This window comes from Selenihalanaerobacter shriftii, assembly GCF_900167185.1.
Taxonomy (GTDB): Bacteria; Bacillota; Halanaerobiia; order Halobacteroidales; family Acetohalobiaceae; genus Selenihalanaerobacter; species Selenihalanaerobacter shriftii.
On record NZ_FUWM01000016.1, the window covers coordinates 46,854 to 68,424 of the forward strand.

24 protein-coding genes and 3 pseudogenes are annotated in these 21,571 nt (G+C 29.7%); 21 read left to right on the top strand and 6 right to left on the bottom strand.

The window, feature by feature from the left end; translation table 11 throughout:
• Nucleotides 1-543: 543 nt before the first annotated feature.
• Entirely contained in the window at nucleotides 544-1,590 is a 1,047-nt protein-coding gene (locus B5D41_RS09495; protein WP_078810391.1) for a Fic family protein, read from the top strand.
• Between the two features lie 118 nt (nucleotides 1,591-1,708).
• On the opposite strand, the gene B5D41_RS09500 is transcribed toward B5D41_RS09495, so the two are convergent.
• From B5D41_RS09500 to B5D41_RS14575, 4 genes and pseudogenes are all read right to left on the bottom strand, one after another.
• Nucleotides 1,709-2,284: a zinc ribbon domain-containing protein gene (locus tag B5D41_RS09500; RefSeq protein WP_078810392.1), complete on the bottom strand. Its 576-nt coding sequence runs from the start codon at nucleotides 2,282-2,284 to the stop codon at nucleotides 1,709-1,711.
• 21 nt (nucleotides 2,285-2,305) lie between these two features.
• Nucleotides 2,306-2,947: a hypothetical protein gene (locus B5D41_RS09505; protein WP_078810393.1), complete on the bottom strand. Its 642-nt coding sequence runs from the start codon at nucleotides 2,945-2,947 to the stop codon at nucleotides 2,306-2,308.
• A gap of 40 nt (nucleotides 2,948-2,987) precedes the next feature.
• Complete coding sequence (locus tag B5D41_RS14570) at nucleotides 2,988-3,248, bottom strand: zinc ribbon domain-containing protein (protein ID WP_407695265.1); 261 nt, start codon at nucleotides 3,246-3,248, stop codon at nucleotides 2,988-2,990.
• Nucleotides 3,249-3,335: 87 nt separating this feature from the next.
• Nucleotides 3,336-3,683: pseudogene (locus B5D41_RS14575) on the bottom strand (DUF805 domain-containing protein); the annotation flags it as partial.
• Between the two features lie 362 nt (nucleotides 3,684-4,045).
• Here B5D41_RS14575 and B5D41_RS09515 point away from each other — a divergent pair.
• Together B5D41_RS09515 and B5D41_RS14290 are read left to right on the top strand one after the other, a co-directional pair.
• Nucleotides 4,046-4,276: a hypothetical protein gene (locus B5D41_RS09515; RefSeq protein ID WP_200806459.1), complete on the top strand. Its 231-nt coding sequence runs from the start codon at nucleotides 4,046-4,048 to the stop codon at nucleotides 4,274-4,276.
• A 414-nt stretch (nucleotides 4,277-4,690) separates the two neighbouring features.
• Nucleotides 4,691-5,779, top strand: coding sequence for a plasmid pRiA4b ORF-3 family protein (locus B5D41_RS14290; RefSeq protein WP_200806460.1), 1,089 nt, complete (start codon nucleotides 4,691-4,693; stop codon nucleotides 5,777-5,779).
• A gap of 167 nt (nucleotides 5,780-5,946) precedes the next feature.
• Here the strand turns inward: B5D41_RS14290 and B5D41_RS09525 are convergent, their stop codons facing one another.
• Entirely contained in the window at nucleotides 5,947-6,306 is a 360-nt protein-coding gene (locus tag B5D41_RS09525) for a hypothetical protein (protein WP_078810395.1), read from the bottom strand.
• Nucleotides 6,307-6,500: 194 nt separating this feature from the next.
• Between B5D41_RS09525 and B5D41_RS14580 the strand changes: the two are divergent.
• The 18 genes and pseudogenes from B5D41_RS14580 to B5D41_RS09610 all read left to right on the top strand — a co-directional run.
• A pseudogene (locus tag B5D41_RS14580) lies at nucleotides 6,501-6,599 on the top strand (SdpI family protein); the annotation flags it as partial.
• Between the two features lie 97 nt (nucleotides 6,600-6,696).
• Nucleotides 6,697-7,068 (top strand): ArsR/SmtB family transcription factor, encoded by a 372-nt coding sequence (locus B5D41_RS09535; RefSeq protein WP_078810396.1) that lies wholly within the window; start codon nucleotides 6,697-6,699, stop codon nucleotides 7,066-7,068.
• A gap of 284 nt (nucleotides 7,069-7,352) precedes the next feature.
• The gene (locus B5D41_RS09540; protein ID WP_078810397.1) at nucleotides 7,353-9,737 is read left to right on the top strand and encodes a heavy metal translocating P-type ATPase; all 2,385 of its coding nucleotides are present in this window, start codon (nucleotides 7,353-7,355) and stop codon (nucleotides 9,735-9,737) included.
• Nucleotides 9,738-9,742: 5 nt separating this feature from the next.
• The gene (locus B5D41_RS14125; protein ID WP_159442934.1) at nucleotides 9,743-9,883 is read left to right on the top strand and encodes a hypothetical protein; all 141 of its coding nucleotides are present in this window, start codon (nucleotides 9,743-9,745) and stop codon (nucleotides 9,881-9,883) included.
• Between the two features lie 37 nt (nucleotides 9,884-9,920).
• Nucleotides 9,921-10,124, top strand: coding sequence for a LysM peptidoglycan-binding domain-containing protein (locus B5D41_RS09545; protein ID WP_159442935.1), 204 nt, complete (start codon nucleotides 9,921-9,923; stop codon nucleotides 10,122-10,124).
• A 252-nt stretch (nucleotides 10,125-10,376) separates the two neighbouring features.
• Nucleotides 10,377-10,859, top strand: a complete 483-nt coding sequence (locus B5D41_RS09550; RefSeq protein WP_078810399.1) for a glycine/sarcosine/betaine reductase selenoprotein B family protein — start codon at nucleotides 10,377-10,379, stop codon at nucleotides 10,857-10,859.
• A 24-nt stretch (nucleotides 10,860-10,883) separates the two neighbouring features.
• The gene (locus B5D41_RS09555; protein ID WP_143555691.1) at nucleotides 10,884-11,141 is read left to right on the top strand and encodes a hypothetical protein; all 258 of its coding nucleotides are present in this window, start codon (nucleotides 10,884-10,886) and stop codon (nucleotides 11,139-11,141) included.
• 144 nt (nucleotides 11,142-11,285) lie between these two features.
• A complete protein-coding gene (locus tag B5D41_RS09560; protein ID WP_078810401.1) occupies nucleotides 11,286-11,594 on the top strand; it encodes a pyridoxamine 5'-phosphate oxidase family protein in 309 nt (102 codons plus the stop codon).
• Between the two features lie 137 nt (nucleotides 11,595-11,731).
• Nucleotides 11,732-12,412: a 4Fe-4S dicluster domain-containing protein gene (locus B5D41_RS09565; RefSeq protein WP_078810402.1), complete on the top strand. Its 681-nt coding sequence runs from the start codon at nucleotides 11,732-11,734 to the stop codon at nucleotides 12,410-12,412.
• Nucleotides 12,413-12,522: 110 nt separating this feature from the next.
• Nucleotides 12,523-12,960, top strand: coding sequence for a MerR family transcriptional regulator (locus B5D41_RS14485; RefSeq protein ID WP_078810403.1), 438 nt, complete (start codon nucleotides 12,523-12,525; stop codon nucleotides 12,958-12,960).
• A gap of 61 nt (nucleotides 12,961-13,021) precedes the next feature.
• Nucleotides 13,022-13,402, top strand: a complete 381-nt coding sequence (locus B5D41_RS09575) for a VOC family protein (RefSeq protein WP_078810404.1) — start codon at nucleotides 13,022-13,024, stop codon at nucleotides 13,400-13,402.
• Between the two features lie 601 nt (nucleotides 13,403-14,003).
• Nucleotides 14,004-14,675, top strand: coding sequence for a Crp/Fnr family transcriptional regulator (locus B5D41_RS09580; protein WP_143555692.1), 672 nt, complete (start codon nucleotides 14,004-14,006; stop codon nucleotides 14,673-14,675).
• Between the two features lie 172 nt (nucleotides 14,676-14,847).
• Nucleotides 14,848-15,417 (top strand): DUF1638 domain-containing protein, encoded by a 570-nt coding sequence (locus tag B5D41_RS09585; RefSeq protein ID WP_078810406.1) that lies wholly within the window; start codon nucleotides 14,848-14,850, stop codon nucleotides 15,415-15,417.
• A gap of 37 nt (nucleotides 15,418-15,454) precedes the next feature.
• A complete protein-coding gene (locus B5D41_RS09590) occupies nucleotides 15,455-15,694 on the top strand; it encodes an MTH865 family protein (protein WP_078810407.1) in 240 nt (79 codons plus the stop codon).
• A 220-nt stretch (nucleotides 15,695-15,914) separates the two neighbouring features.
• On the top strand, nucleotides 15,915-16,448 hold the full coding sequence (locus B5D41_RS09595; RefSeq protein ID WP_078810408.1) for a carboxymuconolactone decarboxylase family protein: 534 nt from the start codon (nucleotides 15,915-15,917) through the stop codon (nucleotides 16,446-16,448).
• 431 nt (nucleotides 16,449-16,879) lie between these two features.
• The gene (locus B5D41_RS09600) at nucleotides 16,880-18,298 is read left to right on the top strand and encodes a HelD family protein (protein ID WP_078810409.1); all 1,419 of its coding nucleotides are present in this window, start codon (nucleotides 16,880-16,882) and stop codon (nucleotides 18,296-18,298) included.
• 71 nt (nucleotides 18,299-18,369) lie between these two features.
• A complete protein-coding gene (locus B5D41_RS09605; RefSeq protein ID WP_078810410.1) occupies nucleotides 18,370-18,660 on the top strand; it encodes an ATP-binding domain-containing protein in 291 nt (96 codons plus the stop codon).
• Nucleotides 18,661-18,780: 120 nt separating this feature from the next.
• A pseudogene (locus B5D41_RS09610) lies at nucleotides 18,781-19,287 on the top strand (amidase domain-containing protein); the annotation flags it as partial.
• 70 nt (nucleotides 19,288-19,357) lie between these two features.
• Here the strand turns inward: B5D41_RS09610 and B5D41_RS09615 are convergent.
• Nucleotides 19,358-21,244 carry a methyl-accepting chemotaxis protein gene (locus B5D41_RS09615; RefSeq protein WP_078810412.1) on the bottom strand — a complete coding sequence of 629 codons (1,887 nt, stop codon included), beginning with the start codon at nucleotides 21,242-21,244 and terminating at the stop codon, nucleotides 19,358-19,360.
• Between the last annotated feature and the right edge of the window lie 327 nt (nucleotides 21,245-21,571).

The following is a 21,571-nucleotide window of genomic DNA, read 5'->3' on the forward strand; positions in this document are numbered from 1 at the left end:
AACTAAATTTTCAATTAATATCGTGGGTCACTTTTAGATTAACATAAACAAATAATAACTTTTATGGTAATATTATAATGAAGGGTGTTTTATAAAGTTATTTGTTAGATTGGAATGAATATATCGTAGTGTTTACTAAGTAACTTCAGATTTTTGATGTGCCCTTACAATCATATAACAGCACCTTAGCGGTGTGTCCTGGCAGGGCATATATTTTAGTGGGCGGAATACCCATCAGGATAAAGACTAGTCATCAATGTACTTAAGAAGCCGGGTAACTCCGGTCGCAGGAAGGAGTAGTAAAAGAGTAATTGCAAGTAAAGGACACACTCTCTGAACTCAGAACCAGAGAAAAGGTTAGAACAAAACTTACTTGCATAGCACAACGATCTCGTAGAGATATAAATATATTGATCAATCTTTTTAATATATTCATTTATGATTTAATGAATACTTTTATAGTAAAATGATTATGTTTATGGTATAATAAATATAGTCATAAAAAATTAAATGAGCATATTAATAGGAAAGGTGAGTATATTTATGAATTCATTTAGAAATGAGAAATTAAAAAATGAAAAGATACCAATGAATATAGTAAAATTAGTGGGGAAAACAAATGAATATAAAGGAAAACAAGATTTGTATATGAATCAATCTCCACAGATATTAGAAAAATTAAAAGAAGTAGCGGTTGTTCAAAGTACTAAAGCTTCTAATAGTATAGAAGGGATAGTTGTTACTGATAAACGATTAAAAGAGATAATGAAAGATGATACAAACCTTAAAGACCGTTCAGAAGGAGAAATTGCTGGGTATAAAGATGTTTTAAATACAATCCACACTTCTTATGATGCTATTCCTATAAATCCTAATATAATTTTGCAATTACATAGAGATTTATATAAGTTTATTCCTGCTGATGGAGGGAAATGGAAGAATCAAGATAATATTATAGGAGAAATATCACCTGATGGGGAGGAGCGTGTAAGATTTAAGCCATTGTCTGCATATGAAACCCCAAAAGCTATGGAGGAATTATGTAATTATCTAAATAGAGAAATGAGAGAGGAAAAGATTGATCCTTTAATATTAATAGGAACTTTTATATTGGATTTTTTATGTATTCATCCTTTTAATGACGGGAATGGAAGAGTGTCAAGATTATTGACATTACTATTATTATATAAATATGATTATAAAGTTGGAAGATATATTAGTTTAGAAAAAATTATTGAAGAGAGTAAATCTAGTTATTATAGAACTTTAAACCAATCTTCCACAGGTTGGCATGATGCTAATCATAATATATTTATTTGGTTAGATTATTTTTTAGGAACTTTACTTGCTGCTTATAAAGAATTTGAGGATAGAGTAGGATTAGTAAAGAATAAAAAAGGAAATAAAAGTTATAGAGTAGAGCAAGCTGTTAAAAATGTATTAGGAACTTTTACTAAAGAAGATATAAGAAATGCCTGTCCAGATGTTTCTGATTCAACAATTAATAGAGTATTTAGGAAACTAAAGAAAGAAGGATTTATAGAAGTGTTAGGCAAAGGAAGAAATGCAAAGTGGAAGAGATTAAAGTAAAATGAATATATAGAATTATTGAAGTAGAAAGACTAATTAATGGAAGGATATTTAATGACAAACTTTGGAGAAAAGATTAATTTCCCCACCACCCTTAAGCATATGAATAAGCTTGAGATCATACCTTAATTTCTTTTCCACATTTCACACAGAATTTAATATCAGAAGTTAGTTCTTTACCACAATTAGAACATTCTATAATCAATTTCTGACCACATTTAGGACAGAATTTAGATTCTTTAGATATTATTTGCTGACAATGAATACATTCTTTTTCATTTTGTTTGATTATTTTATTGCCGCAATCACCACAATATTTAGTGTCTTTTGGAACATATTTATTGCAATTTTTGCATTTTATTTTTTTAGATCCTAAGGCTGGCTGTGATTTATTACTAGGAGTTTGATTATTAGTTAGATGTTCTCCTCCAGATGTTAATTTAGGCTGAATTTCTTTCCTATATTGTTCATTATATTTTTGATTAGACTTTATTTCCCGTTTTATATTTTCAGTAGTTTTATCTAATCTATCGATTTCTTCTTCTATGCTTAAATCTTTCATAGCTGCTAAAGCAACTCCAGCTAATAAAGGAGAAATAAGAAAAGCTAAAAGCCCCCATAATATTGGGCTGCGTCCTCTTTCGTTAGCAAAATAGGCTACTACTCCACAAAAAATAAACCAGAATAAAAACATATTAAGATCTCCTTTCTTTAATTAGCCATTTATATGTGTGAGTTTACTCATAATACCATTAGGATATTTATTTTTATTAATACCTACTTTATTGTCTTGATTTGTAATTATAAAACTTATATTTTCTTTTAAGTTATTAACTTCACCTGTTATATTTAAATCTATAAATATTTGTTCTGTAGACAATAAAGAAATCATTTTATTTAATTCATTTACAAATTGTTTTAAAAAATCTTCACCATTTTTGATGTTTAATTTTTGTGGGGTTTTTAATTCAATGCTAATTGAACTAGAAGTATAATCAATATCATATTTCAAAAAGTCATATTTTGTCTGAAATTGAGCCAGTTTATCTTTAAATTTCTGATAATTAGTAATCTCAGTATAACTGTTACTCATTAAATTAAGTCTTAATATAAATTTGCCATTTAAGTCTAATTTGTAAAAAGTTAAAATTTTACTCCAAATATTAAACTTAATAATTAAATATATTATTAGTAATAAGCAAGCTACTATTAAAATTATAGCCATAATTTTTACTGATAGAATTTCTGTTAAAAATTGATTTATTTGATTATTATTTAATATTTCAGTATTGATTAAAACTACTAGACCAATTAATAATAAAATAATTCCTACTGTTAAAAATTTATGTTTATTCATTTCTAACCTTCCTTAATTTCATATTTTATAGCTTTCATATTTAGGGTCCTGTCTCTTCTTCACTACCCCTATCATCATTATTATCAGACTCAAAATTAAAACCACAATTAGAACAAAACTTAGTTTTAGGATCTAATTCTGTTTCACATTCTGGACAAGACATTACAAGCTCAACTCCACATTCAGGACAGAATCTAGCATATTCCTCAATTACTGAGTCACAATTATAACATGTTTGTTTTCTTTCACTAGTTAATTCATTACCACAATTTGAACAAAAATCAACCTCAGTATTTACCATTTCTCCACATTCATTACATTCTACTTTAGAATTTTCTAAAGCTAATTTTTCTTTAGAATTTAAATTATTTTGTTTAAAGTTATTAGTATTAACTTGATTGTTTTGTGATTGGATTTTAGGTTTTGAATCATATTTGTTTTCTCCAGATGTACTATCTTGCACCATAAATACTAAAAAAATTATAGGTCCTATTAAAGGAATAATATTAATTAATACCCACCATCCACTACGATTAGTGTCATGTAACCTCCTTATAGTAACTGCTAATCCAGGGAGCAATACTACTAAGCCATATATTCCTAAAAGAACAGGGCTTATTAAGCGTAATATAATAGAAATAACAAAACTTATAAGAGTAAACATCCAATATTTTTTTCTTTTTACTCGACCATTAAATTCTGCATATTCATTTAATACTTCAAAATAATAATTCATATTAAAGACACCCTTCCAAAATTTATTAAAATAACTTTTATATTCTAGAACTAATATATCTAACCATAAGAAATATAATGACAAGTGCTATAAGTGATAATGATAAATAAGATTGAGAAAAGTTACATAATTAAATATTTATCCTCCTTTCTATACCTCATATAATTATTTATATAAAAGTTAATATTGTCCTCTAATATGATGTAAAAAATGTTCTAATAAAACATTAAGAATTTACCCTTAATAAAAGCATTGAGCTAGGTTATATCCCAGGTCCAGACTTGATTGGAAGTAGTAGTTATATGAGTTGATACTTCTTTTTTACTGGTTTTTTAGATTTACTTCTATAGGTATTTATGCTGGTGGTAATAAAGCAGGATATTTTTGGGCAATTACCTGATGTTTTAGAAGATGCATGGATCAATGTTGCAATAGGTGAGAAAGAAAAGGCTAAAAGAATTATTGATAGTGCACCTGAAAAGCACCCCTTTGAAATTAAATATAATGAACAGGCTAGAGCAAGTGACTGGGAAACATGTACTAAAATTTTAAATAAACAGTCAAAATTAGATGAATTAAAAAAATCCTGGTAAAATATTTAATAATATTACGTTGTTTGTAGGTATTAAATTAAATCAGTATATATTAGCAAAATATAATAAATTTATTAAACAATAAAATCTGTGTTTTTAAAGACACAGGTTATTTTTGTACTTATAGTTTTTTATTTTCTAGGGGGGATTTATAGGTTAATACTAATAAAGGGGAGCTCCATTAATCCAACAAGCAATTAATGAAGTATTACATTAATCACGTGAGATGTATTTCAAACATGAAAATTATAAGAGCAAGAAATAGAATAATAAATTCAAATCATTCCCCTGGAAATAATTTGAAATATATTTATAATAAGAGTATTTTTCATATTTAATATGGGAATAAACTTATTAGAAAGACTTGTTAATTATCCAATAAGAGGATATAATTGAATTTGCGGAGGTGATATGATGCTAACAATTAATTGTACTGGTAAATTACGTAAAGAGATTGACTATGAAATTAAAGAGACTTCCCAAGAAAATAGGGATGATTTTTATAACTGGCATGCTCACTTAGTTACTATCCAGAGAAGAAAAGCTGTCATTTTAATGAATGTTGCAACTCGCTATTCCATTATTTTATATGGATTAAAGAAAGCAGACTTTAAAAATCTAAGTGAATTGATAACTAATGCTATTAAAGATAATTTGAAAGCTGAAGGAATAAAGAAATTTTACATAGATGAGTACATGAAAAGAATAGAAGATATAAACTACTCTAAAACTTATAGTCGCAGTATCTTAAGTTCAATAAATTATCTTAAAAAATTTATAGACCATGGGAATTATGAGCTTGCATCTAAATCTAATCAAGACATGATTGAATTAAATAAAGAAAACAATAGAATACCTATTTTACAATTAGAAACAGCTTATCCAATCGAAGAACTAAGGGCTGTTTTTAAAGCAAGGATGGGTAAATCATATGATAAGGTTTATCGTTTTAAGATAAGTCTTAAAGGGATAAAACCAACAATTTGGCGAAAAATAGAAGTTCCTGAAGATTATACTTTTTGGGATTTACACGTAGCAATTCAAGATGCTATGGGTTGGTTCGATTATCATTTGCATGAATTTAAAGCAAAAGTCCCCGAAGGTAAACTTCAAATAGGTATTCCTGACCAAGAGTTTGGTGATGATGTTGCTACTAGTTGGCAAGTAAAAATAGCTGATTATTTCACAGAGGAGAACAAGACTGTAAATTATATCTATGATTTCGGTGATTATTGGCAGCACATAATAGAACTTGAAGAGATTAAACCTGCAAAAAAAGAAGTGGATTATCCGATATGTGTAGAAGGTGAGAGAGCTTGCCCACCTGAGGATTGTGGCGGTATTCCTGGTTATCAAAGAATACTGGAAATACTTAATAATCCTGAAGATGAAGAGTATGAACGAATTATAGAGTGGTTAGAGGAAGGTTATGATCCTGATTATTTTGACCCTTCCGCTGTAAAGTTTGATAACCCTCAAAAAAGGTTACAAAAGTTATCATAAATAGAGTAGAATAACTATTATCAAAACCAACTAATTAGGCTGGTTTTTTGTTATGCTTAATATAAAAAGTCTCCTTGTTTCCAAGGAGACTAACTTCCTTATATAAAATGGGATTCTATATAAAGGGAAGGGGAAATTAAATTATATAATGAAGTTTATAAAATTAATTACCAACCACCATGCATCATGCCAGGGCCATAGCCGCCCATCATACCTGGACCGTAACCTCTCATCATACCAGGATAACCACCCATCATACCTGGTCCTCCGCAAGGCATACCATATGCTCCATAACCAGCATTACCATACTGCTCTGAGTATTCTTTCATATATTCTAATCTATCTAACATATAATCTGCTTGTTTTTGTGTAATTGCTCCATCATCTAATTGTTGTTGGATATATTCCTTTTGTGCATTATACTGTGCTTCATAGTCACCATTGCCACCAAAACCATGTGCCATAGCCATCGCTCCTAAAGATAAGACTAATGTTAATACTGTTATTCCTATTACTGTTTTTTTCATGTGAAACACTCCTCATTTAATTTTTTTATGTACGGCCCATTTGACCTTACAAATATATAATATAGGTTAAATATGAAGAAGTAATGAAAATAAAGTGAAAACTATACTTGTAATTGATGACATTAACTTAGATAGTGAAAAAAGACTAATAAAACATGTTACTTGTAAAATGAAATAGATAACGTAACTGGTCATTAGGAATCAAGACTCCTTGGACATTAGCAAGCGAAGAGGTATGGAATCGAACCCACCGTTTTGGAGGTAAACTTCTTATGATTATAAAGATGATTTAAAGGGTATTTAATTTAGTGACTAGAAGAAATAAGATATAGTTAATGTAGAGAAATGTTTTTAAAGTTGATTTATTGAGTAGAAGTGGGAGTGAAAATAATGAAAGATACAGATATATTAGTCTGCCAAGAATATTGTCCGAATTTGAAAAATATTAAAGAGTTGAAGAATAAGAAATTATCTGAAGATATAATACAACAATTAGCGGCTACTTTTAAAGTCTTAGGTGACCCGACCCGAATTAAAATTATTAATATTTTAGCTAATAAAGAATTATGTGTATGTGATATTTCTGAATTACTAGGGATGACACAGTCGGCTATTTCGCATCAGTTAAGGAAATTACGTGATTCTAATTTAGTTAAATATCGGAAAGAGGGGAGAGTAGTCTATTATTCTTTAGATGATCATCATATTTTACAATTATTTAATCAAGGTTTAGAGCATGTAATGGAAGATGATCAAATTTAAATAAGTTGTTGACATTAGGTAGGAGAATATATATAATAATTACATGAGCACATATTCATATATTTTTTATTATATATGTGAACAGTTGTTCATACAAACAGGGATCAGTGATTTAAAGGAAGTAAGTGAGATATTTATGTGATGAGGGGTAACTTATGGATGTTATTGTTAAAATAATTGACAATTAAAGACATTTAAAACATGATTAAACATAATTAAAATTTAGATATAAACAAATCATAAATATTGACTGATGCTGGCTAAAAGATAAAGGAGGTTTTGTGATGGGAGCAGATAGTTTAGTTAAGGAAAAGTTATTGTTAGAAGGTTTAAATTGTCCTAGTTGTGCTAGCAAGATTGAGGCTAAAGTTGGTGAGTTATCAGAGGTAAATGAGAGTAAGATGAATTTTATGATGAAGACATTAGAAGTTAAGATTAATGTTAATCCAGGTGAAGTTATAGATAAAATTGCTAAGATTGTTGATGATATTGAGCCTGGTGTTGAGGTAAAAAGAACTAATCAAACTAATCTTAATAAAAAGAAGAAATTAACTTTAGAAGGATTAGGTTGTGCAAATTGTGCTCAAAAGATAGAAAATAGAGTCAATGATTTAGAAGAAGTAGTTAAGGCTGATTTAAGTTTTGCTCTACAAGAGTTAAGTATTGAAGTAAATGAGGCTAAAGTATTATCAGAAGTAGTAACTACAGTTCGTGAGATTGTTCATGATTTAGAGCCTGATGTAATAATTAAAGAAGATGAAGACGACTGTTGTGGTCATGAACACGGGCATAGTCATTCACAAGAAGATAATAACGAATTAAAGTCTGAAGGAATTAGAATTGGAATTGGTGCAGCCTTTTTTGTAGCGGCTTTATTATTAAAGTTAAGTTTTGTTGGGGAATTAGCTTTATATGGGATTGCATATGTGATAATTGGTGGTAAAGTATTATCTAAATCGGCAAGAAATATTTCTAAAGGTCAGATATTTGATGAGAACTTTTTAATGGCGATTGCTACAATTGGTGCTTTTGCTATTCAAGAATTCCCTGAAGGTGTAGCAGTTATGCTCTTTTATGAAGTTGGAGAATTATTCCAAGATATGGCCGTTAATCGTTCACGACGTTCTATTAAGTCTTTATTAGATATTAGACCAGACTATGCTAATTTAAAAGAAGAGGATGAAGTAAGGAAAGTAGATCCTAATCAAGTTCAAATTGGGGATTTAATTGTAGTCAAACCTGGTGAAAAGGTGCCATTAGACGGTGAAGTTATCGAAGGGGAATCGATGGTTGATACTGCGGCTTTAACTGGTGAATCTGTACCAAGAAAGGTAAAACAAGGTGAAGAGATCTTAAGTGGAATGATTAATCAAGATGGCCTTTTAACAGTAAAGGTTAGTAAGGAGTTTGGTCAATCCACTGTCAATAAGATTTTAGAGCTAGTTCAGAATGCAGCTAGTGAAAAAGCACCGACAGAAAAATTCATTACTAAATTTGCTCGTTATTATACACCAGGTGTGGTATTTGGTGCTTTGGCATTGGCTATTATACCGCCATTAGTCATTCCTGGAGCTGCTTTTAATGAGTGGATTTATAGAGCATTAGTCTTTTTGGTTGTTTCTTGTCCTTGTGCATTAGTAGTCTCTATTCCTTTAGGCTTTTTTGGCGGAATTGGTTCAGCTTCTAAACAAGGAGTTTTGGTTAAAGGAGGTAACTATTTAGAGGCTTTAAATAGTGTGCAGACAGTTGTGATGGATAAGACAGGAACTTTAACTGAAGGTGTATTTGATGTTGCAGAGATAGTGCCTGAGGGTGATTGGTCAAAAGGAGATTTATTAAAATTAGCTGCTCAAGCAGAGACTAATTCTAACCATCCAATTGCTCAGTCAATCTTAGAAGCATACCAAGGAGAGAATATTAAATCAGATGAAATTGATAATTACCAAGAAATTGCGGGACATGGATTGAAGGTGACTGTAGATGGGAAAGAAATTTTGGCTGGTAACCATAAATTAATGGAACGAGAAGATATCAATTATAATGATAGAATCGATTCTTCAGGAACGATTATCTACGTGGCTTGTGATAATGAGTATGTAGGCTATATTCTTATTTCCGATAAGATTAAAGAAGATGCTAAGGAAGCAATTAGTGGCTTAAAGAGGCTTGGTGTCGATAAATTTGTGATGTTGACTGGAGATAATAAGCAAGTAGCCCAAAGTGTGGCAGATGAGTTAGGCTTAGATGATTATTATGCCGAACTTTTACCTGATCAAAAGATAGAAAAGGTAGAAGAAATGCTTAATAGAAGTGATGATGATCAAAATTTAATCTTTGTTGGGGACGGAATTAATGACGCACCTGTCTTGGCTAGGTCTGACATTGGAGTGGCTATGGGAGGATTAGGATCTGATGCGGCTATTGAAGCAGCTGACGTAGTATTGATGAAAGACAAGCCTTCTAATTTAATTGATGCGATTAATATAGCCAAATTTACACGTAAAATTATTTGGCAAAATATCATATTAGCTTTAGGTATAAAAGGAATTGTACTCATTTTAGGTGCATTTGGTTCTGCTACAATGTGGGAAGCAGTCTTTGCTGACGTAGGTGTGGCATTATTAGCTGTTTTAAATGCGATGAGAATTACGAGGGCTAAAGGAGAGTAAGGAGAATGAAGAAAATAGTTGCACTAATCTTATTAATTACTTCTTTTATATTCATTTACGTTGGGTTTAACGTAGATAAATCTATAATCGCTTCTGAAGAGTTATTATCAAAAAAAGAAGAAAAAAACTATTTTAGAAAAATATAATTCGAAGGAAAAGCGAAAAGAAATTAAGGATGTAACATTGATAGATAGAATTAAAGAACATGAGGTAAAAAAAGGTGAGACGCTTTGGGATATAGCAAGAAAGCATGATATAGATATTGACACATTAATTGGAGCAAATGATATTAATAATATGAATCGTATAAGACCAGGGGATTTATTAAAAATTCTGCCAGTTAAAGGGATGCTTTATAAAATATTATATCTGTTTAGTAATTTGTAATACGGATATACTACAAAATAAGGAACTAGATATGAGAAAAATGTAAAAAAGATATTCCATCTACCCTTATGTGATTATAGGATACGATGGAATATAGAAGTAATCTTTTATCAACATAAAGCTTTTTGGTCTTTTGGTAAATATATGGTGCGAAATAAAACAGCTATAGAAAGATATATTAATTTGTTAGCTACTTGACTCTAACGTTAGGGTTATGATGTAATTTTTAAAAATGAGAGAAGGGAGATAGAAATGGATATAGAAAATATTGAGAAAATGATTCAAAGTAATGTTGATCCTAATTTTAAATTTATTGATAATCGAAAAAAAGAGGTGCCATTTGTTAAGCTAAGAAAACCGATTTCTAAAGCAAAAGTTGCTTTAATTTCTTCAGGTGGACTTCATTTAAAAGATACTTCAAAGTTTGACACTGAAGATCCAATGGGAGATGCTAGCTATCGAGAAATTCCGAGTGAAGTGAAATTTGCAGATTTAGAAATTAGTCATGGTCATTATGACTACAGATATATAAAGGAAGATATGAATACTGTATTTCCTGTTGAATTGTTGAAAAGACTTGAGGAAAGAGGTTTAATTGGTACGTTAGCTAAAAGAAATTATAGTTTTATGGGTTATTGTTTAAAGGTTGATGAACTTATTAATCAGACAGGAATGAAAATTATTAATTCTTTAAAGGAAGATCAAGTAGATATAGTGATTTTAGCACCTGCATGACCAATATGCAATCAATCCGTGGGATTGTTAGCAAGAAAATTAGAAGAGAATGATATAATTACTGTAACATTAAATATGTTTTTAGAAGTTGCTAATTTAGTACAAGCACCACGAACAATCAATACTAATTTTGTCTTTGGTGCTCCATTTGGAGATCCAGGTAATACGGGATTACAACTAAAGGTGATTAAAGAGAGTTTAATGTCAATAAAAGAAATTGATGAACCAGGTACTATAATAGAGTTGCCTTATAAATGGCGACAAAAAGTGAAATTAGATTAGATATAAAAAATTCAATTAAAAGATTTATATTATTTTTCTAAATGAATATGCTAAAAAACCTTACTATTAGCTTGACGTTTACGTAAAGATTATGGTATTATGATTTATAGTTAAACTAAAATCTTAAATAGGAGGTATAAAAAAATGGTTTTAAATGATGAAATTAAGAATTTGGCTAAAGAGGCTCCATTTGTACCAATTAGTACAGTGTCTTCTCAAGGAGAACAACATTTAATTGTTGTTGGTGAGGTAAAGGAGATAAATGATGATGTACTTACTTTTGGTATCTATAAGATGGAGACTACTCAAGAGAATTTAGTAGACACAGGAGATATGCAGGTGGTTTTAGCATCTACTAATGATGAGCCAAAAGGGTATCGTTTGACAGGAACAGCACATGCTGAAGATGGTAAAGTATTATTTGAAGCTGAACAAGCAGAATCATTATTATAATTTTACTTATATGCTAATTTAAAGCCCTTCGTATTAGAAGGGCTTTAAATTGTTAATAATGAATTAAAGACTTAAGTGATTCAAGCTGGATAAGAATAAATTTGAAAATTAATAAAGGTTTGAGGAGATGATTTGATATGGAGGATTTAACTAAAAAAGCTATTAATTTTGCTAAGCAGAAAGGTGCAGATTTGGTAGGAGTAGTTGATGTAAGGAAACTAGATTTTCCTAACAATCATCACCCAACCGATTACTTATCAGGAGCTAAGAGTGCGGTTTCGATTGCTTATGCCTTAAATAAAGGTGGAGTTTTAAATTTGCCAACGAGCAGGAATAGTTATATGCTAGAATTTAATCTTGCTAATCAGAAGCTTAATTTAATTAATCATCAAGTAGGTAAATTTTTAGAGGAAAAGGGTCACCTAGCTTTAGGTATACCAGGAACGGCTAGTATTGGTGATGCTAAAAGATTAGCAGCCGATATATCGCACAAACATATTGCAGTGGCTGCTGGTTTAGGGAAGTTTGGTCTTAATAACTTAGTTATTACACCTGAGTATGGTCCTAGAGTTCGGTTTACAACTATCCTTACTACCGCTGAATTAGCACCTACAAGCTATGAGGCAGAGCAGGTCTGTAATAAATGTTTAAAATGTATAAAGGCATGCCCAAGAAATGCTTTAGATGATTGGGAAAATAAATATACTCCTCAAGAAGGATGGCATATAGATAAAGAGAAATGTTATCATGAGATTTTTGTTAAATTAGGTGGAAAAAGATGTGGGATATGTATAAAGGCTTGTCCACTTTCTAATTAATAATGATGAATAGATTATATTATGATTTTTATAGATGAGATATTGAGAGATGTTGCTGTATAGGCCTTCTTTTGATATAATAAAGCAAAGAAAAATAGGGAGGCCTTGATTTGGAAAAAGATAAACAAAGTTTATTAAAGATAGGTGAATTGGCTCAAACAGCTGGAGTGACTAAAAGAACTATACGTTATTATGAAGAGTTAGGTTTATTGTCTCCTTCGGAAAGAAGTGAAGGTGGATTTCGATTATATAATGAAAATGACCTCTCTAGACTTCTATTTATAAATCGGTTTAAGAAGATAGACTTTCCATTAGATAAAATAAAGAAGTTAATTGATTCTATAGAAATTAGTGATGATAAATCACAAAGAGCTTCTGCTAGTCTTTCATTACTTGGTAAGCAGTTACAACAGATAGAAGAAGAAATTCAAGATTTAAAAGATACAAAAGAGAATATTAAGAGTGCAATAGATTCTCTTGAGCAGTGTAAGGATTGTGAGATTAATAAATGTCCCCCAGGATGTGAACATAAAAAAGCTATGATTTAAATTAATATATTGGTAAATTTAAGTCATAATACTATTGGAAATATGAAGTAGGAGGGTTAAAATGTTTAAAAGAATTGACCATGTTGAAATCATACCGTCAGATATCGAAGTATCAATTACATTTTATACTGAAATATTGGGATTTAAGATTAAACAAAGAGAAGAAGTTGATGCATCCCCAATAAAGGAAGTCGTCTATTTAGAATTAGATGATTCAATGCTTGAATTATTATCTGTAGAAGAACCAAAATCTAGTTCAAAAACAGAATGGCAAGTAGGTTATAGAATGTTAGCCTTAGAAGTAAAAGATATAGAAGACACAATAAAGTATCTAGAAGATAAAGGAATAGAGATTAGTTGGGGCCCAGTAGATTTAGGTTCTTCTAAAAGAGCTGAAATAAGAGATCCAGATGGATTACCAATTGAATTACGACAATGGTAAAATAGTTTTCTCATCTCAGGAGGAGATGGGGAAAACCTATTATGGACTGAAAAAAATTATTATTGTAGAAAGATAAAACATAATGTTTTAGGAATAGGATTTTTAATAGAAGGTAGAGTTTAATTTATAAAAGATAAACTTATTTTATGTTAAATTGTATTCAAAAGATTAGAATTTTTCTCTTGATAAAATAAAAGTAATATTAGATTCAATTGATTTAGGAAAAGAAAAAGAAGAAATAGTTTTAACTAGTTTTCCTTGGTTTAATAAGTAATTACAACAGTAGTTAAAATTCTTCATTTGAGTAATGATAGGGATATAATTAATATATAGAAACTGTTAAATATAGAAGTAGAAGGAGGAAGACAAAATGAAAATTATAGGTTTTAGTGCTGGTGCGGCTGGTAGAGAATCAAATATTGATCGGGAAGATGATCATGAAATTGAATCTAAAGTAAAGAATGTGGCTAAACAACTTAGTAATCTTTAATGTCATAAATATTATATAAATTAGAGAAAAGCCAGGATTTTTCAATTGAATAAAGAAATATGACAATATTAAAATTAGTATTTTAAATTATTGTGAAATCGGGGTGATAAAGTGGAGAAGCTTAGTTGTATGCGAGAGTTATCAATATTTGAAGGTTTATCTAATAAAGAATTATTAATGGTTCCCTCATTTGCTAAAGGACGCCTATATGAAGGTGGGGAAATACTATTTAATGAAGGTGAAAAGATGGAAGCTATTTACTTAATAAAAAGTGGTCAGGTTAAGCTTTCAAGATTATTTAAAAATGGTAAAGAAATAACTTTACAAATTATTAGTAGTGATCAAGTTTTAGGTGAAAATGCTTTATTTAGTGATTCTGAACATGCATTTACAGCAACAGTAGTAGAGGATGCCTTTATTTGTGCGTGTACTAAGCAAGAATTTGAAAGATTAATTGATGAATATCCACAAGTAGGATTAAAAATAATCAAAACTCTAGGAAAGAAATTAGAACAGTTTACTAAACGAGTAGATAGTTTAGCCATGTATGATGTAAAGGGAAGATTAATTAATTTATTTTTTCATTTAAGTGAAGAGTATGGAATTGAAAGTTCTAAAGGTGTTACTATTGATTTGGAACTGACTCATCAAGATGTAGCTGAGTTTATTGGAGCTTCTCGAGTAATGGTGACTAAAGCATTAAGTCAATTAGAAGGTATTATAAAACATAATAAAAAATTTATGATTAGTGAACCAGATTCCTTATTAAGTTTGATTAGTTAATATAGAAGAAGTTTTTAACCAGTTGATCTCGATCAATATTAGAGATTGACTGGTTATTTTATTTTAATAATGATAAATCTTAATTTAATTACAAATTTAGTTAAATATTTTACAGAACTGATTTATTTTCTATTATATACTTACCTTAGTGAAAGTAAGAAAGGAGGGAAAAATGAATCAAGAAACTGCTCTTGTAGCTTGTGGAATCTTAAAGGAAGAATTAGAAACAATATGCCAATCTGAAGATATAAGATTATCAAGGTATTATATAGACCCGGCATTACATGTAGACTTAGACAGGTTAGAGGAAAGGCTAGTGCAAGTGTTAGAAAAAGTTGCACAGAAACATAAAGAAGTATTAGTTATCTTTGGTAGCTGTCATCCAGACATTGATGAAATAATTACAGAATTTGGAGGAGAAAGGTTAGCTATAAAAGATTGTATTGGTGCTTTACATGGTGACAAGAGACAACAATTGGATAGGAAAGCAAATAATTTTTACTTGACTAGTGGTTGGCTTAATAATTGGCGGAAGATATTTGTTAAAGGTTTAGGTTGGGATGAAATAGATGGAAGACAAAATTTTGGTTTTTATGATCGGATATTATTAGTAGACACCAAAGTTAGGGAGATTTCAGATGAAGAAATATTAGAATTTTTTGAATATGCTCAAGTTGCTATTAAGCCATTTCCCACTGATTTAAATTATTTTAAGAATTTGATTTTAAATAAGTTAGGATGATAATTAGGTTTAATTAAACTAACAAGGAGGAGTTATTATGTCAATAAGAGAAGAAATTAAGAATCAAATTGTTGGTGCTTTAGAAGGAGCAGAATTTCCAATTGAAACACCCGAAGCATTATTAGGAGCGTTTCCACAAGGATCTGATACTACTTGCAAAGCTGGTGAGGTAGAGATGACTGCTGGAGAAGCAGGAGAACTATTAACTGGTGATGATTTCCCATTTATAAGTGCGGAAAACGTTGCAGATACAATATTAGATAAAGCTGGTTTGTAAAGAATAATTATAATATGTGTAACAAAGTAGAGTTCATAATCTAGGAACAGTATAAATTCTACTTAATAAATTAATTTGAATTCTAAACTGGTTTAAGAATGAATCATAATTAATTATGCAAGAATCTTAAGTGGTTTTAAAGTAAATACCAATAATAAACAATCAAATTAGGTATTCTAATAATGAAAATTAATGTTTAATAAATTAAGGAGGAAGATGAATGGAAAGGATTAAACTAGTTGTAGAGGAAGAAGCTCAAGGATTAGTTAAAGAAGTTTATACTGATATTAAAGAGAACTTTGGGGTAATTCCTAATCTTTTTAAAGCTTTAGCTTTAAAGCCAAAGGTCTTGCAGGCTAATTGGGAAAAAGTAAAAAGTTTAATGTTAGAAGGTCACTTAGATAGGAAAATAAAAGAGATGGTAGCAGTTGTTGTCTCTGAAGCTAATGGTTGTGAGTATTGTGTTGGTGCTCATTCATTATTTTTACAGAAGTTAGGAGTACCAGAGGAAATAATCCAGAGTGTAGTTAAAGATATCGATGAGGCAGATATTAAGGATAAAGAGAAGAAAATTCTAAAGTTTGCAGTTAAATCAACTACTGAAGCACATAAGATTAGTGATCAAGAATTTAAATTAATTAAAGATTTAGGTTTAACAGAAGTAGAATTAGTAGAGTTAGTTTCAGTAATAGATTTATTTACTTCTTTTAATATATTTATTGATACTTTAGAGGTGCCTCTTGATAAATTTTAAAGCATAAAATTAATTTGATTTCTCTTTTCTTATAATCACGCTGAAAGAGCGTGGTTTTTTCTTTACTAAATATTGTGAAAGAACTTTATTTTTGATAGTTTTTAGCGTCTTGGAAAATTCAATTTTATTAGGTGTTGCCAAATGTTTCGTATCTCACTCTTGGCACCATACATTTCTAGCCTGTTGTAACTAGTGTTGCAATGTGCTAGAGAAGCAGCTTTAAAAGAAGAATGATAGACATTAAAGGAAGCTAAGAAGACTAGAGCTTTTTGGTTTATGCTATTTTGCATGATTGTTCCATCAATGATAACTACAGGTCTTACATTCCATTTAGGTTCAATCATCGAAACTAAAGGTTTTACTCCAACCTTCAAAATATAAGAATTTTAATATATAAAAATGCAAACTTATAAATGAAAAGGAGTGATTATATGTCTAATAAAGATCATCCAGATTATCAAGAAGAAGTTGAGAGATTAGAATATACAAAGGACTATATAAAAAAGATCTTAAATTCTACAGAAGAATACAAAGAGGAATATAATCAAGGTATAAGAGAAGCCATGGAAGAACTTGATTTTCTAGATAGTAGTCAGAGTTATATTAGAATATTAATAAATTCTAAGTTTATAGACCAAGCTGATGAAACTTTTAATAATTTATCTAAGGTTAAAGATAAACCATATTTTGCAAGGATTGATTTTAGAAGAGATGGTAATCAAGATTCGCAAAAATACTATATTGGAAAAATTTCTTTATACGAAGTTGAAAAACAATTTCCTCTTATTATAGATTGGCGTTCACCTTTAGCAAGTATATATTATGAAGGAAGATTAGGAGAGGTAAGCTATGATACAGAGGTTGGAACCGAGCATGGTGAAATATTATTAAAACGACAATTTACTATAGAAGATGGAAAATTAAAAGATATACTTGATATTGATATTACTACTAATGATGCTTTTTTACAGGCTTCGTTAGATGTAAATGCAGATAATAAACTAAAAGATATAGCATCTACTATTCAAGCAGAACAAAATAAAGTAATAAGAGCTGAGATTGATAAACCACTAATTGTCCAAGGGGTAGCTGGAAGTGGAAAAACCACTATTGCTTTACACCGTATAGCCTATCTTATATATACCTATGAAGAAAACTTTGATCCCGATAATTTTATGATATTAACCCCAAATAAATTATTTATTGATTATATATCTGATGTCTTACCTGAATTAGGAGTTGAAAATGTGCGACAAGCCACATTTATAGATTTTATGGACGAGATAATAGAAGAAGAATATGCTCTTATAGACTCTGATGAGAAAATGATAAACTTAATAGAAGGTGAAAGTATAAGTGGTGCTGAAAAAGAGTTAATTACTTGGTCATCATCATTTAAAGGGTCTCTTGAATTTAAAGATATTATAGATAAGTATATTGATGACATTGGAAAAAGATATTTACCAAGAAAAGATTTTAAACTGGGTAATTTTCTTTTATTTTCATATGGAGAGCTAAATGATATCTTTTTAAATCAACTAAAGCATCTTCCTTTTGAAAAAAGAATAGAGAAGATAAAGAACAGTTTATCTAATAGATTAAATCATAGAAAAGATAAAATTCTAAGAGAGATTGAAGATGAGTATAATACAAAGATAAGAATAAACTATTCAAAGGAAGAATCAGAAGAAAAAAGAGCTATCTTAAAGTCATTAGTAAATGAAAAAGAAGAAAAGCTAGATGAAATAAATAAGCTTTCAAAAACTTTAGTTAAAGACTATCTTGCAGAGTTCACTAAATCAAGTCTTTTTGAACATTATAAAAATGTATTAAGGCAAAAAATATCTTAAAGTACTCTAAAGAAGATATTCCAGTCGATAAAGCAAAATATCTATGTAGATATTCTCAAGAGTTTTTAGAAATGAAAGATGAAGACTATAAATCAATAGCTTTAATATGTAAGACACCTAAAGAGTGTAATAAACTAAAAAAGAGACTCGAAAAGAATGGTCAATTTGAGATAGATATTATTAATGATAAGAATGACACCTATAAGGCTGGAGTAGTAATAGTTCCTTCATATCTAGCTAAGGGTCTAGAATTTGATGTAGTATTTATAGTCAATTTAGATGAGAAGTATGAAGAAAGTGAGATGGATTTAAAGCTTTTATATGTTGCTATGACAAGAACTCATCATCTATTATACCCTTAATAAAAGCATTGAGCCAGATTATATCCCAGGTCCAGACCTGATTGGGAGCAGTAGCTATATGAGTTGGTACTTATCTTTTAACTGATTATATTTATTATAATAACTAAGGCTCCTGGTTCAAAACCTAAGGACTTATCAAACTTAAATGAAAAAAAAGCAAGAGCACTAGAGGATGTAGACCAGTATTGTGGTGCTGCTAGTCCACAGAAATATGGTTTTAAATACAATTCTAAATATAAAAATTATAGTTATCAAGGAGGTGACTGTGCAAACTTTACTTTTCAGATGCTATATGAAGGAGGAGGGTTTACAAAGAATCGCAGATGGAATTATAAGCGGGGATCAGGAAGTAAAGCTTGGGTAAATGCTCATGCTTTCAATAGATATATGGTTAATAGTGGTAGAGCATCTCTAATAGTTCGTGGTCCTTACAGTAAGTTATTAAAATATTCTTATAAATTACTTCCTGGAGATTATATAGCTTATGAGAAAAAGAGAAAAGTTGTACATGTGTCGATTGTTACTAGAATAGACTCTAAAGGATATATATTAGTAAATTGTCATAATGCAGATAGACATAGAGTCCCTTGGGATTTAGGGTGGAGTAATAAAGAAATAAAAGTCTAAAGCTAAGTTAGCTCTAGACTTTTATGTCAAATATTGAACTTTTAAATGAATTTAGCATATTTATTATTGATTAAACTTCAAATTGTTCAACTAAGTTTTGTAATTCTTGAGCCATAGTTGCTAATTCTTGAGCAGAATTAGTTACCTCCTGAGACATATTACTAATATCTTGAGAGGCAGTCATTATTTGATCACTATTTTGAGCTAAATTCTGAGTAGAATTAGCAGTTTGTTGAATGTAATCAGATGTCTGATCAATTGAACTTTCGATTTTTTTAAAGACTTCTCCAGTTTCTACAGCAATTTCTTTTCCTTCTTTTGCTTTAACTTCCACCTGTTTAACAGACTCTAATCCATTGTTTGATTGCTTTTGTGTTTGCTTCACTAAAGTAGTAATTTCATCTGTCGCTTTAGCTGTCTCTTCTGCTAGTTCTCTAATTTCTTCTGCGACTACTGCAAATCCTTGCCCATGTTCTCCAGCTCTAGCTGCTTCTATAGCAGCATTTAGAGCTAATAGATTAGTCTGTTCAGCTATATCAGTAATTAATTCTACAATCTGTCCAATTTCTTGGGAATTATTATCAAGGTTATTGATAACCTTTACTGTACCTCCCACTGCTTCATTAATCTCTTGAATACTACCTACAGTGTCATTGATATTATTTCCACCAATTTTTGCTTGAGAACTAGTTTCTTGAGCGACACTAGTTACTTCCTGAGCACTAGCTGAAATTTGTTGAATATTAGATGACATTTCTTCTAAAAGATTATTGGTTGTTTCTATAGTTGCATTTCCTTCCTCTGCAGAAGCTGATAATTCTTCACTATAGGCTGATAATTCTTCAATTGTTCCCGATAGTTTAATTATTATATTTTTCAAATTAGTACTCATCTTATCTAATGCAGCTTCTAATTGACCGATTTCATCTTTTCGTCCTGTTTTAGTTTGTATTGTAAAATCTCCTTTAGCTACCTTAGAGATTTTATTAATTAGATTATTAATTGGTTTTAATAAGTATTTTGTATTTATAAAATAAAGTGTTACACCTAATACAGTAACAATAATAATACTATAAATAAATATTAACCATCCAAGTTTATCTTTTTGTGCATAAATTTGTTTGAATGGTGCTTGGGCAAATATTGCTCCGTTAATTCTATTAATGGATACATAAGAAGCTAGTTTTGAAAAACCATTATCTTCGTATTCTATACTTCCTTGGTCTTTATTTAAAATACTTTTAGCATCAAATAATTTATTTACATTAAACTGTTCTTCAACCATTTTTTTATTAGGATGAGCTATTATTTCTCCTTTATTATTAATCATATAAGCATATCCTGACTTACCTATTTTTCTACTAGCGACTTTTTGACTTAAAGTTTCTAATGATATATCTCCACCTAAAATTCCAACAAATTCATCATTTGAATTATGTATTGGCATAGCAACAGTAATGATGGGTTTTTTGCTAGTGGCATCTAAATAAACATCAGACCATATTAAGGTATTTTCATTTTTAGCTTTTTTATACCAAGGTCTACTTCTAGGATCAAAAGACTCAGGTAAGTCAGCTTTAGGATGTAAAATCATCTCCCCTGTAGTTGTTCCTAAGTACAAAGCATCGAAATAAGTTTGGTCTGTTTTTATTTTTTTAAAAATTCGCAACATTTCTGACTTATTAAGTGTCTTTATTTCCTTTCTATGAGAAATTAATTGAACTGTATTTTCAGCCTTATCAAAAAAAGCATTAGCTTCAATTTGTAAAGATGTGGCTACTTCTAAATTTCTTGCACGGGCTAAATTAGTGATTTCTTTAGAGACAGAAGTATTAATTATAACTCCTAAAATTGAAATAAATATAATTAACATTATTATCATTGTTCCATTTACTTTTGCCATTAAACTATTACGAAATTTAACTTTGTTCTTTAGTTCATCTTGTTGGGATTGCATATTTCTCCTCCTGTAATATTTTTATTTTAAACATTAAAGATCCCTTTTAATTTGTTATACACTTGAGCTAATTGTACTGAAAATTCAATTACTTTTTTAGAATATTTTTTCTATCAATATAAGACCACCTACCTTAAATTTAAACTTATTGTTTATTAAATTGTTTTTAAGATTTACCAATATTTCAGTTAACTAACTGATATCATCCTTAATAGTTGAATTTAGATATTACTTGAGTAATTCCTTCATTTTTCGATGATTATTTTGATTTGCTTTTTTTAAGGTTAATATCTAATTTAAAGGCAGTTCATAATTGGATTGCTTTCA